The following is an 11881-nucleotide window of genomic DNA, read 5'->3' on the forward strand; positions in this document are numbered from 1 at the left end:
TTTAGTTCGCAGTAACAGCGGAGTTGTGAGTGGACATCAGTTCAACAAACTGATCGAACAGCGGGTTTGCATCGTGAGGACCAGCTGCTGCTTCGGGGTGATACTGAACGGAATAAGCAAGTCCGTTGACCAAGGCAACGCCTTCTACCGTGTCGTCATTAAGGCACGTATGCGTTACGTGTGCGTCCCCAAACGGAGTTTCAAATGTTTCTCCGGCTTTGCCCTCTAGCGCGAAACCATGGTTTTGCGCTGTGATGTCGATTTTCCCCGTGAGGTGGTTGAGGACGGGAACGTTAATCCCTCGGTGCCCGAATTTCATCTTGTAAGTCTTCATGCCTAAGGCACGCCCAAGGATCTGATTGCCAAAACAAATGCCGAATAGCGGGATTTTGTGTTCAAGAACTTCTTGGACGATCCCGACCATAACGTCTGCGGTGGCAGGATCACCAGGGCCGTTGGAAATAAACACACCGTCAGGGTTATATCCCACAATCTCCTGATATGGGGTGTTGGCTGGAACCACGATTGTCCGTATGCCCCGCGCCGCAAAGTTTCGAGGAGTATTTGTTTTAATGCCCATGTCATAGGCGAGCACCGTAAACGTGGTCTCCCCCTCTGCCTCGACCACATACGGCGCATCGGTTGATACTTCACCGGCAAGATCGGCACCAGCCATGCTCGGCTGCCCTTTAACAATGTCTACGAGTTCTTCAGGACTCCGAGCAGCGTCCTCCCCTGAGAAAATTCCTGCCGAGATCGAGCCAAAATTGCGGAGATGGCGGACGATAGTCCTGGTGTCTAGGCTAGAGATTCCGACAATATTTTGAGCCTGCATTTCTTCTTCAAGACTACGAGAAGCCCTCCAGTTGGAAACGCGGTGAGAAAGATCGCGGATTACTAGACCAGCGATCCATATCTTTTCCCCATAAGACTCGCTGTCTTCATCATTCCATCCGGTGTTACCAATATGAGGTGCCGCGGATACAACGATCTGGCGATGATAGGAAGGGTCTGTCATAGTCTCTTGATAACCAGTCATCGCAGTAGTAAATACGGCTTCGCCAAGCGTGGTTCCTAAAGCACCAAAGGATTGACCTCGGAAGATGCGTCCGTCTGCAAGAACAAGGACGGCTTCGGATCGATTCTGGAACGTCGACGTCACTGTGTCGCCTTTCTTAGCTGTATTTATATCCGCACCGCGATAATCGCGCTGGGGTGAATAAGTTGTGGTCATGTTTTCCCTTGAAAAATTTTGGGGAGCATGCTGTGGACCCGCTTACCTCAGGTTTACGTGTTTTGCAGCACCTGAGGTAACAAATCAGAGAACACTAAAGTATCTAGGCGGATCGCGGGCTCGCCGGTTGACCATCAATGCAGGTCAGCCGACCGCGCAGGATCGTGGTGGTTACCTTGGCTGTAAACTCCATCCCTTCAAAGGGGGTGTTTTCTGCTTTGGAGGCCATATCGCAACCATGCGCAGTCCAAGGGCTATGGGGGTTAACCACAGTCAAGTTTGCTGGTTCTCCCACTGCGATGGGGCGCCCATGTCCAGGAAGACGCAGGATCTCCGCAGGACGCTCACTCATGACCTTTGCGACGAATCTCCAGTCAGCCAGGCTGCTATCCACAAAAATCTGCGCAATGATCGGCAGCGATGTTTCAAGCCCTAACATTCCTGGCTTCGCATGCTCAAATTCGCAACATTTATCCTCAGATCCGTGCGGTGCATGATCTGTGGCAACACAGTCGATAAAACCATTCAAAAGCGCATCTCGCAGCGCCAGTGTGTCCCGGGCTTCCCGCAGCGGCGGATTGACTCGGTTAACGCCGTCATAGGTGTGCAGGCGCTCGTCGGTAAGCAAAAGATGGTGCGGGGTTACTTCTGCAGTCAGCGGGATATCCTGCGCTTTTGCCCATTTAAGCAGCTCCACGGTGCCTTCAGTAGAGGCATGGCAGATATGCGTTCTGCCGCCGTAATCACGGGCCAAGATAGCGTCGCGGGCAACAATAGATTCCTCTGCAACGCGCGGCCAGCCACCGAGTCCAAGCTCAGCGGCGATCTTTCCTTCATGAGCCACAGCGCCATCGGTCAGACGAGGATCCTCGCAGTGTTGCGCTAGGAGAACATCCATTCCCTTGGCGTATTCCACGGCCCTACGCATGATAAGCGGGTTATCAACGCATTTTCCGTCATCCGAGAACATGCGAACCTTGGCGTCTGAATTGGCCATCATGCCAAACTCAGTGAGCTCTTTGCCTTGGAGTCCTTTGGTGATTGAGCCAACAGGATGGACGTCGCATAGGCCGATCTGCTGCGACTTAGCCCATACGGATTCGGCGATAATCGGCTGGTCCAACACTGGAAGAGTATTGGCCATAGTAAAAACTGCTGTAAAACCGCCTTTAGCTGCTGCTGCGGAACCAGTTGCAATTGTTTCCGTATCTTCGCGCCCTGGCTCACGTAGATGAACATGCATATCCACGAGACCTGGAAGGAGAATGTTGCCTTCTCCATCTACGACGTCGTCTGCAGAGTACTTATCTGCGTCATATCCCATGGCTGTGATCGTGCCTTGAGAGATGAATACGCTGGTCGGTTCGTCCTCACCATAAGGTCGAACGTTGGTGAGCAGAAGAGTCCGCTCTGGGGCGGGAGCAAGTTGTCCAGTCTCTGGGTAGTCGTTAGGGGTAGTCACTTCGAGCCAAACTCCTTTTTAGAAACCGGGGGTATTTGTGCCGGCGATGAGGGTAAACAGAACTGCCATGCGAGTGTGTACACCGTTATTTACTTGCTGAAGCACCGCTGTGCGGGGCGCGTCAGCCACGGCGTAGTTAATTTCCATGCCTCGCAACATTGGCCCAGGGTGCATAACAATTGCGTGATCCTGCAGCCGTGACTCGCGTTCCTTAGACATGCCATACAACGCTGCGTATTCGCGGTGCGATGGGAAAAATCCGCCATGCATACGCTCCTGCTGCACGCGGAGCATCATCACCACATCTGCGTCTTTAATCTCGGTGTCCATAGTGTATGAGCAACGAACGGGCCATTGCTCGATGCCCAAGGGCAGCAACGTCGGAGGCGCGACAAGCACCACTTCTGCACCCAAGCAGGTGAGCAGGTCTACGTTAGAACGAACAACGCGAGAGTGAAGGCAGTCTCCCACAATGACGATTTTGCGACCTTCGATGTTTCCGAGTCGCTGCCGGATCGTGATGGCGTCGAGAAGCGCCTGCGTGGGGTGCTGGTGGGAACCGTCGCCAGCATTAATAACGCTGGGGCCTTGTCCCTCCGGCGCAACCCACTGCGCTAATTGCTGAGCCGCGCCAGACGAAGGGTGCCGGATGATGATGGCATCGGCGCCGATAGCTGACAAGGTCAGGCCGGTGTCTTTGAGCGACTCCCCTTTTTTCACGGAAGAAGAACTAGCGGAAATGTTAATCACATCAGCGCTCATCCATTTTCCAGCGGTTTCAAAAGAAGAACGAGTTCTCGTGGAGTTCTCATAGAACAACGTGAAGATAGTCCGACCGCGGAGGGTAGGAAGCTTTTTAATCTCTCGGCCAGTAAGTGCCTCGCGGAAACGATCAGCCTCATCCATGATTCCGAGAATCTCGTCCTTGCTGAGATCTGAGATAGACAGAAGGTGCTTCATGGCTAGGCCTCCGATGCTTCACGAGTCAGGATGACAGCGTCTCGGCCATCAATTGCTTCGACTAGGACTTTCACGTCTTCTTCACGAGAAGTCGGAAGGTTTTTACCTACATAATCAGCACGGATAGGCAGCTGACGGTGTCCACGATCAACAAGAACAGCTAATTGGATGGTCTCGGGGCGCCCGATGTCGCGGAGAGCATCTAACGCGGCACGGATGGTGCGGCCGGAATAGAGAACATCATCAACGATAATGATGTGCGTACCGTCGATTCCACCTTGAGGAATCAGAGTTGGTTGTAACGCACGATGGGGTTTTGTCCGCAGGTCATCTCGGTACAACGTAATGTCCAAAGATCCCACGGGAACAGCTACACCGGCGAATTCAGAAATTTTCGCAGCCAAGTGGTGCGCTAAAGGAACACCTCCGGACGGAATGCCCAGCAGTATTACCGGTAAAGAGCCCTCAGAATCAAGGGCCGTTTTTTCAATGATCTGGTGCGCGATGCGTGCGACGGTTCGAGAGACATCGTCGCTGCCAAGCAGCTCGATAATCCCTTGCGAGTTTTCGCTCATCGTGACCTCCTTTCCCGCCTCTCTGTGCGGTCTGTTAAAGGATGTCGAACATATATATGTAAGCTCACAAGCCATTATGACTCGCCCATCAAGTTCCTGAGGAAACCAATGAACAACCTATTATGAACGGTGAAAACACAGCGTAAAAACCGTGACTGCAAGTGATAGTAGCACTTAGTTTCCCAATTCGACACAAAGGGCGCACATTTGACTATATCCCGATGTTGGGGATACCCCCTTAGGTTAAACAACGTTCAGAAAAGTCGAGTTCACAGATTTTTCTTGGCATAGACTTCTCACCGGCTTCTCACCTGTTTTCTATCCACGTCCGGAATCACACGCACAATAGGTTTCCCAACAAAATAATATTAAGCGCTACTCTAGGATGCGGAGTCTGGGAAAGTTGTGAACATCTGGATGCACCGTCATCCAACGCATAAACACGTTTTCCAAACGCCGCGCCAGCCGATCCCCACAGTGACCGTTTAGCGGATACACTCAGTCAGATATGCCCCACGATGCTGACCTAACAATAGAGCTGTAGCCCCCCATGCCATGTTTTAAGGAGTCACATGAGCTTTAGCACCACCCACGTGGTACCAGCTTCCCGCAATGACGTCTGGATGTGGCACACCCGACCAGGCGCTATTGTGCGGCTTACTCCTCCCTTTTTCCCCATGACGCCCACGCAGGAGACCCCCGACTTAGCGGCAGGAACAACCGTTTTTTCGCTTCCTGCAGGACTTCGATGGGAGGCCCGTCATGATTTGTCCGGGTATGTCAAAGGGTACCGATTCACTGATGTATGCGTAACATCCCCGATTAAGGCTTTAGCTAACTGGCGGCACGTACACGAGTTTTCTGACCACGCACATGGCACAGCGATTACGGATACGGTTTATACCCGCGCACCTAAATCTACGCTCGCACCTTCCTTCGCGTACCGCCAACAACAGCTGATTCATGATATTGTAGCTGGTCAAAGATTTGCGGAAATACAACAGCGCAATTCAGGTGCCACGACTTCTTTAACCGTAGCCATGACCGGTTCTCGCGGCTTGGTAGGTAAAGCACTCCGTGCTCAGCTAACGTCCTTGGGGCACACAGTAATTCCGCTTGTTCGCTCGCACCCATCTGACGGCGAACGTCTATGGGATCCGCTGAGTCCCAACAGCAATCTCCTTGAGGGCGTGGATGCACTGATACACCTCGCAGGTGAGTCAATAGCCGGACGATTCACGGATTCCCGCAAAAAAGCGATTCGGGATTCCCGCATCGAGCCATCTCAGCATCTTGCCGCATTAGTCGCTGAGAGTCCTACCTGCCACACACTTATACAAGCGTCCTCCATAGGTTTTTATGGAGTCCAACGCGAGGATGAAGTACTGGATGAGAGTTCATCAGCAGGATCTGGTTTCCTTGCGGACGTTGTGCAGGATTGGGAGCTTGCCAGCGCAGCAGTTGCAGCAGCTGGTAAACGAGCAGTCTATCTACGCACAGGCGCAACGCTAAGCGGACGCGGCGGAGTACTTCCCGTGCTGAAAACTCTTTTCTCTGTGGGCTTAGGGGGTTCATTTGAAGGTGGTGCCCCATGGGTTTCATGGATCTCCATAGATGACCTGTGTGATCTTTATGTGAGAGCGCTAGTCGACCCCTCCATGTCTGGCCCTATCAACGCTGTTGCACCTAACCCTATCCGTAACCAGGATTTTGCCAAGGCCCTGGGGACTCAGCTCAAACGGCCGTCCAAGTTTCCTATTCCATCGATCGGTCCCAAACTAATTCTGGGCGCCCAGGGAGCGGAAGAAGTGGCTTTTGCTAATCAGCGAGTCTCCCCTTTCCGGATGCTCCAGCTCGATCACACATTCCGCTACCTGCACGTTGATGCCTGCCTAGCACATGAATTAGGTGGGGAACCTCTGGCCAATGACCCCGATACCACCGCAAAGTAACAGCATGAATACTTCTTATGACACCTCGACAACAGAGCACGACCGACTCGACGTCGGCTCACTCAGCCTTGACGTACTAGAGACCATCCTTACTCAAGAAGACCTCCACTATGTGCGGGATGAGGACATGCTGCACACTGGTTTTATCAATAATTCCATCAGCCTCGCTATGTCCGATGGTTATCTTCTGGCACGGAGCCAATGGCGTGCGTTTGTCCCGGCTGATCAAGCTCCCCAACTATTGGCACACGTTAATGAGTGGAATCTCACTACACTGCTGCCCACAGTAAAATTTCATGAGACACCCGAGCGCAACCTACAGGTCATTTCCCACCGAGTGTTGCGAGTTTCTGAGGGCGCTAGTTTCAACCAGGTAGGCGCTTTCTTGGTGTCCACCATCGATGCTTTCGTGGGTTTATGGAATCACTTTGATGTTGCTTTCCCACACCTCGTCAGTTGGGAGAATCCTGATGCCTAAGCCGCTAGCTATAAATCTGGATCGAGTGACTGCTGCGATGTCCACGTTTGGGATCACGTTGCGCGTTATTGATCCACAACGAGGAATCGCAATGGCAAATCTTAACGGCGCAGAATTTGTTTTCATGGCGCTGCTCTCGACCCTCGTCATACGCTCCGACCGGGGTTGTCCATCCGGTGAAATCTCCGGCTTATGCATCGCTGCCAATAGCATTAATAATTCAACAGTATTGGGCTCGGTAACCATTGTGGACAGAACAACTCCGCCACTTCTTCGGGCGGAGGTAGAGAACCCATGCGCAGCCGGATTGACAGATAAGCAGTTAGGCGCAGCCCTAGAGACGTCGATCAATACAATTTTTAAGCTTTTCGACGCCTTTGACTCGGCCACGAACTCACTCACAGAAACAGCGCCTTAAAAAAAATAAGACCAGGGCCGTTTTCCCTCTCCACGATGGGAACGGCCCTGGTCTTTGACGGCACTTTCCGGTGTGCTTTATGTACGCTACTCCGGAATTGATTCAGAAACGATACGCTCCTCGTCAGTTGTTTTTACCGAGGAATCCTCTACCGCAACTTCCGTGGTGTCGTCCGCTGAATCTTCTTGCTCCAACGGTTCTTCCGCGGGTGCTTCAGTGGGCTCAGCACGATGCTTTTCAATATTCTGCGCGATACTATCGAGCAAAGCGTTGACATAAGCAGGTGCCACGTCAGTTGAGTATTGGCTTACTAGTTCCACTCCCTCAACAACTGCGGTAGCAACAGGGACGTCTTCATTAAAGATGAGCTCCCATACCGCAACACGCAAGATAGCTCGATCAACAGCAGAGATACGCTCAAGTTCCCAGTTCTCAGCTAGGTTCGCAGCGATAAGTCCGTCGATACGATCAAGTTCCTGGGCAGCACCCGCTACGATTTCCTTTGTATAAGCAGCAACCGGAGCGACCCCAAGATCCTGGTGATAGGACAGAGAAATTCGATCCTCGACGATCGCTACTGGATCTACGTCTCGTACCTCGGCTTCATAAAGAACCTCCGCTGCACGACGCCGAGCCTTATACCGGGAACCATGGCGCTTGCGCCCACGTACTCGTGACGACTCCGAAGCTTTCCCAGCCTCGGAACTTTTCGTTTCAGATTCGCTCATGCCCACAACTAGTTATTAACACGAGACAGGTAAGAGCCATCACGCGTATCAACTTTGACTACGTTTCCGGTCTCAATGAACAACGGCACCTGAATCTCCGCACCAGTTTCCAAGGTAGCAGGCTTGGTTCCACCGGTAGAACGGTCTCCCTGCAGGCCTGGGTCAGTGTGCTCAACACGAAGATCGACGGACACAGGAAGTTCTGCGAACAGTGGCTCACCCTCATGGAAGGAGACCTGAACCGAAGTATTCTCCAAGAGGAAGCGTGCAGCCTCACCCATGATATGAGGAGCGAGTTCTACCTGCTCGTAGTTCTTTTCATCCATAACCACGTAGTTGCTGCCGTCATTGTAAAGGTAGGTCATGTCACGGCGGTCAACCGTAGCGGTCTCTACCTTCACGCCGGCATTGAAGGTTTTATCCGTAACCTTGCCTGAAACAACGTCCTTCAGCTTGGTACGAACAAACGCAGGACCTTTGCCTGGCTTGACGTGCTGGAATTCGATAATCTGCTGCAGTTTATTATCGATCTTAAGTACAAGACCGTTCTTGAAATCAGCGGTGGTTGCCACGCTTAGAACTTCTTTCTGTGGTTGGAAAGCCTAGTGCTGTCAATAGCCTACCAAGGGTACACCATGAAACCTGATGTAATCATAACAAGGGTGCTCTTAATATCCATGAGTGGGACACCGACGCCTTAGGTAGGCCAGCACGCGACTGCGTATTTTCGTTTTACGGGAGAATCAACAGATCTTTAGAAAGCTTGGTCAGATTTTCAGCACCACCATGCTTAATAATGAGGGAATCTTCAATCCGTACTCCGCCTTGACCTGGGACATAAATGCCGGGCTCAATAGTCAATGTCATGTTCTCTTCAAGTACGCCGGTACCGGTCTGTGCGGCGGAGGGCGCTTCGTGCACATCTAAGCCAAGTCCATGGCCCGTGGAATGAACAAAAAAATCACCATAGCCAGCTTTTTCAATCACAGATCGGCAAGCGCGGTCCACGTCTACTAGCTCCACGCCGGGTACAGCAGCAGCGCAACCAGCCAATTGAGCTTCGAGCACGATGCCGTAAATCTCTTGCGCAAAATCCGTCGCGTGCCCCACCATAACGGTGCGAGTGGTGTCAGAGTTATAGCCATAAGCATGCGCTCCAAAGTCAATCGTGACGATGTCCCCTGCCTGGATAACCCGAGAGCCAGCTCCATGATGCGGCTTAGCGGAGTTAGGACCGGAAGCCACGATTGTGTCAAAGCTGGGACGTTCTGAGCCCTTACACCTCATCCGATATTCAAGGTCTGCTGCGACCTCCATCTCTGTACGGCCCGCTGCGATCTCACCGGCGTCGATAAGCTCTTGAAACGACGAGTTAGCAATATCTGCGACTTCGCGAAGCCGATCAAGCTCGTGTGGATCCTTGCGCAATCGTATATTTTCAATCACACCGGAAACAGGAACTAACGTGATGTCGTCGCCACAATTCTTTTGCAGCGTCTCTTTGTGAGCAAAGGAAACATAATCAGCCTCAAAGCCAATCCGGCGTGGCCCATCAACCTGAGCGAGCAACTCTTGAGCCGAATTACGTTTGATCAGAGCCTCAATATCAGGGACTTCCTTCCCTACCTGCGTGGTATAACGACCATCTGTGCATATACGCGCAGACAAATCCTTATTGATAAAGAGGGCGGCATTAGAACCCGAGAATCCGGACAAATACCTCACATGAGTGAGATGAGTAATCAACATGGAATCGATACGCTGACTGGCCAGCTCAGCAGCCAGTGCTCTACGACGCGTCTCAAATCGTGTGTCGTGCAAAGCCATTTCTGTTCTCCATCTGAAATTGATCTCTAGAAAATTCGTGCTTTTAAATGCTCCGTAACGCCTCAGTTTTGCGTAGTTCAAGAATGACTATTCGACACCAAATACTCAAGGGCTAGCTCATATCCCATCACACCTAAACCAGCTATGACTCCTCGCGCAATAGGAGAAAGGAAACTGTGATGGCGGAATTCCTCGCGTGCATGGATGTTGGAGATATGCACCTCTACAAACCCTACACCCTCATGAACTTCTGCGAGAGCATCACGCAGCGCCACTGAGGTATGGGTCAACCCACCAGGATTAATAATCACGGGCCAGCCGGCATCAGCGGCCTCGTGCACCCACTCTATGAGTTCTCCCTCATGATTGGATTGTCTAACGGTAACTGTCACACCCAACGCGGCTGCCCGCTCCACAAGTGTTTTTTCCACGTCGGCTAACGTGGTCCGGCCATACACTTCCGGCTGCCGTTTACCCAAGCGGTCAAGATTGGGGCCGTTAAGAACCAGAATATTCATGGCTACGCACCCCTTGCGTTCAGAGTCTCATATGCAGCAATCAGTTCGGCTTTTTCTGCATCTTCTATGCGAGTAGTCTCCCCTGCACCGGTCAAGGCAACAAACCGGATACGCCCATCTCGATTCTTCTTATCTCGCAGCATGGCTTGGTAGAGCTCATCAAAATGCCCTTCTGGATAAGCGGTAGGCAATCCCACGGAGCTAAGGATATTTTTATGGCGCAGGTATAGCTCATCTGTGATCAGGCCTCGATTACGAGCCAGCGCTGCCACAAACATCATGCCCACAGCTACAGCGTTGCCGTGTCGCCATTCAAAATTTTCTTTGAGCTCTACTGCATGACCAAAGGTGTGCCCATAATTGAGGGTCTCCCGCAAACCAGCTTCCTTCAAATCTGAAGCAACCACGCGAGCTTTTACGGCCACGGACCTAGCAATAAGCTCAGGCAGATCCCCTTCTACGCTGAAACAGGCTTCCGGGTTCTCCTCATAGAGCGAAAGGATCTTAGTGTCCTCAATAAAACCTGTTTTAATGATCTCTGCTGATCCCGAGATTTTTTCCTGATCTGGCAGCGTGGCGATCATGTCTAGATCAATAAAAACACCAGAAGGCTCATGAAATGCACCTACAAGGTTCTTTCCGGCCTCCGTATTGATCCCGGTTTTTCCACCCACAGCAGCGTCCACCATTGATAAGAGTGTGGTCGGCACGTGTATCACTGCGATCCCACGCATCCAGCATGCCGCGACAAAACCTGCAAGATCAGTCACGGCCCCACCACCAAGACCAATGATGACGTCTTTACGCCCAAAGGTCTTCTTCCCCAACGTATCCCAGCAGTCGCCAGCCACGTTTAGGGTTTTTCCATCTTCAGCATCGGGAACAGTAATGATTGTTACTTGTTGACCCTGCGTTTCAATGACCTTCGCAAGCTCCTTAGCCGCATCGTTCATCACTGGTTGGATGATAATGGCAGCCTGCGCCGCGCCCACCTCTTTCACGCGCTTGGCCACGTCTTCAAAAAGACTGTGTCCTATCATTACCTTGTACGGCGCTGCTCCATTGACTTCAATCGTTTGCATATTTTCCCGTCTTGTACTGCGTGAAAAGGAAAGCGTGAATACTTCTGTATCAGTGCTCTTTGATGGACTCTAAATAACCCAGTATGTCTGCGACTACTCGTTGCGGGCCTCGCCCCGTGGTGTTAGAGCGATGCCGTGATACTTCCCGGTACAGCGGACGACGAGACTCAACAAGCTCGCGATAATGCGCAATAGGATCCTGCGATTGAAGAATCGGCCTGGAGTTATCTGCACCTGTTCGCTTAGCGCCTTCCTCCGGGTTCACGTCTATCCATATCACGGTATGCCCAAGCAATAAACTCCGCGTGAGAGGGCTTAAGACTGCACCCCCACCCAAACTAACTACGCCGGAGGTGCCGAGGGCTTCTCGTACTTTCTCCTCTTCGAGTTTTCTAAATTCGGGCTCGCCCATCTGGCTAAAAATCACACCGCATGATTGCCCAGTGGACTGCTCTATCAATGCGTCAGTATCCACAAAAGTAGTGTGTAGCGCATTGGCGAGTCGCTTCCCCACTGTGGTTTTTCCCGCACCTGGTGGCCCTACGAGCACCACTAGGGGACGTGTCCTGGGAACAGATTGCTCCGCAGCGCCTTCCTCAAGGTCTTTCATCGCAGGGCCATCAGGAATCTCAGTCTGGTCAGGCATT

At 52.0% G+C, this 11881-nt stretch carries 13 protein-coding genes; 3 read left to right on the forward strand and 10 right to left on the reverse strand.

All coding sequences use genetic code 11. From position 1 onward, the window contains the following. Position 1 precedes the first annotated feature (1 nt). From carA to pyrR, 4 genes are all read right to left on the reverse strand, one after another. On the reverse strand, positions 2–1234 hold the full coding sequence (gene carA / locus CBE74_RS19010; protein ID WP_087454043.1) for a glutamine-hydrolyzing carbamoyl-phosphate synthase small subunit: 1233 nt from the start codon (positions 1232–1234) through the stop codon (positions 2–4). 103 nt (positions 1235–1337) lie between these two features. Continuing rightward, positions 1338–2696 (reverse strand): dihydroorotase, encoded by a 1359-nt coding sequence (locus CBE74_RS19015; protein WP_087454044.1) that lies wholly within the window; start codon positions 2694–2696, stop codon positions 1338–1340. Positions 2697–2714: 18 nt separating this feature from the next. After that, on the reverse strand, positions 2715–3656 hold the full coding sequence (locus tag CBE74_RS19020) for an aspartate carbamoyltransferase catalytic subunit (protein ID WP_087454045.1): 942 nt from the start codon (positions 3654–3656) through the stop codon (positions 2715–2717). A 2-nt stretch (positions 3657–3658) separates the two neighbouring features. Continuing rightward, the gene (gene pyrR, locus CBE74_RS19025) at positions 3659–4231 is read right to left on the reverse strand and encodes a bifunctional pyr operon transcriptional regulator/uracil phosphoribosyltransferase PyrR (protein ID WP_087454046.1); all 573 of its coding nucleotides are present in this window, start codon (positions 4229–4231) and stop codon (positions 3659–3661) included. Between the two features lie 572 nt (positions 4232–4803). Between pyrR and CBE74_RS19030 the strand changes: the two genes are divergently transcribed. The 3 genes from CBE74_RS19030 to CBE74_RS19040 are packed head-to-tail and all read left to right on the forward strand — an operon-like array spanning position 4804 to position 7079. Beyond that, a complete protein-coding gene (locus tag CBE74_RS19030) occupies positions 4804–6183 on the forward strand; it encodes a TIGR01777 family oxidoreductase (RefSeq protein WP_087454047.1) in 1380 nt (459 codons plus the stop codon). Positions 6184–6187: 4 nt separating this feature from the next. Continuing rightward, entirely contained in the window at positions 6188–6661 is a 474-nt protein-coding gene (locus tag CBE74_RS19035) for a YbjN domain-containing protein (RefSeq protein ID WP_087454048.1), read from the forward strand. Next, complete coding sequence (locus CBE74_RS19040) at positions 6654–7079, forward strand: YbjN domain-containing protein (protein ID WP_087454049.1); 426 nt, start codon at positions 6654–6656, stop codon at positions 7077–7079. Before CBE74_RS19035 ends, CBE74_RS19040 begins: the two co-directional genes overlap by 8 nt. Before the next feature lie 86 nt (positions 7080–7165). Here CBE74_RS19040 and nusB read toward each other — a convergent pair whose 3' ends face one another. The 6 genes from nusB to CBE74_RS19070 all read right to left on the reverse strand — a co-directional run bounded on the left by nusB (position 7166) and on the right by CBE74_RS19070 (position 11880). Further along, the gene (gene nusB, locus CBE74_RS19045) at positions 7166–7807 is read right to left on the reverse strand and encodes a transcription antitermination factor NusB (RefSeq protein WP_087454893.1); all 642 of its coding nucleotides are present in this window, start codon (positions 7805–7807) and stop codon (positions 7166–7168) included. Between the two features lie 8 nt (positions 7808–7815). After that, positions 7816–8379: an elongation factor P gene (gene efp / locus CBE74_RS19050; RefSeq protein WP_087454050.1), complete on the reverse strand. Its 564-nt coding sequence runs from the start codon at positions 8377–8379 to the stop codon at positions 7816–7818. A 160-nt stretch (positions 8380–8539) separates the two neighbouring features. Next, positions 8540–9634, reverse strand: a complete 1095-nt coding sequence (locus tag CBE74_RS19055; protein ID WP_087454051.1) for a M24 family metallopeptidase — start codon at positions 9632–9634, stop codon at positions 8540–8542. Positions 9635–9711: 77 nt separating this feature from the next. Beyond that, positions 9712–10152: a type II 3-dehydroquinate dehydratase gene (gene aroQ / locus CBE74_RS19060; protein ID WP_087454052.1), complete on the reverse strand. Its 441-nt coding sequence runs from the start codon at positions 10150–10152 to the stop codon at positions 9712–9714. Between the two features lie 2 nt (positions 10153–10154). Further along, a complete protein-coding gene (aroB, locus tag CBE74_RS19065) occupies positions 10155–11234 on the reverse strand; it encodes a 3-dehydroquinate synthase (protein WP_087454053.1) in 1080 nt (359 codons plus the stop codon). Between the two features lie 49 nt (positions 11235–11283). Beyond that, the gene (locus CBE74_RS19070) at positions 11284–11880 is read right to left on the reverse strand and encodes a shikimate kinase (RefSeq protein WP_087454054.1); all 597 of its coding nucleotides are present in this window, start codon (positions 11878–11880) and stop codon (positions 11284–11286) included. Position 11881: the final 1 nt, after the last annotated feature.

It is taken from the genome of Corynebacterium silvaticum, assembly GCF_002162115.2.
Lineage (GTDB): Bacteria > Actinomycetota > Actinomycetes > Mycobacteriales > Mycobacteriaceae > Corynebacterium > Corynebacterium silvaticum.

Bases quoted from the DNA above. Each gene is read 5' to 3' on its own strand.
- CBE74_RS19055 (WP_087454051.1), bottom strand. From the start codon at position 9,634: ATGGCTTTGCACGACACACGATTTGAGACGCGTCGTAGAGCACTGGCT.
- pyrR (WP_087454046.1), bottom strand. From the start codon at position 4,231: ATGAGCGAAAACTCGCAAGGGATTATCGAGCTGCTTGGCAGCGACGAT.
- nusB (WP_087454893.1), bottom strand. From the start codon at position 7,807: ATGAGCGAATCTGAAACGAAAAGTTCCGAGGCTGGGAAAGCTTCGGAG.
- CBE74_RS19020 (WP_087454045.1), bottom strand. From the start codon at position 3,656: ATGAAGCACCTTCTGTCTATCTCAGATCTCAGCAAGGACGAGATTCTC.
- CBE74_RS19035 (WP_087454048.1), top strand. From the start codon at position 6,188: ATGAATACTTCTTATGACACCTCGACAACAGAGCACGACCGACTCGAC.
- CBE74_RS19070 (WP_087454054.1), bottom strand. From the start codon at position 11,880: ATGCCTGACCAGACTGAGATTCCTGATGGCCCTGCGATGAAAGACCTT.
- CBE74_RS19030 (WP_087454047.1), top strand. From the start codon at position 4,804: ATGAGCTTTAGCACCACCCACGTGGTACCAGCTTCCCGCAATGACGTC.
- CBE74_RS19040 (WP_087454049.1), top strand. From the start codon at position 6,654: ATGCCTAAGCCGCTAGCTATAAATCTGGATCGAGTGACTGCTGCGATG.
- aroB (WP_087454053.1), bottom strand. From the start codon at position 11,234: ATGCAAACGATTGAAGTCAATGGAGCAGCGCCGTACAAGGTAATGATA.
- carA (WP_087454043.1), bottom strand. From the start codon at position 1,234: ATGACCACAACTTATTCACCCCAGCGCGATTATCGCGGTGCGGATATA.
- aroQ (WP_087454052.1), bottom strand. From the start codon at position 10,152: ATGAATATTCTGGTTCTTAACGGCCCCAATCTTGACCGCTTGGGTAAA.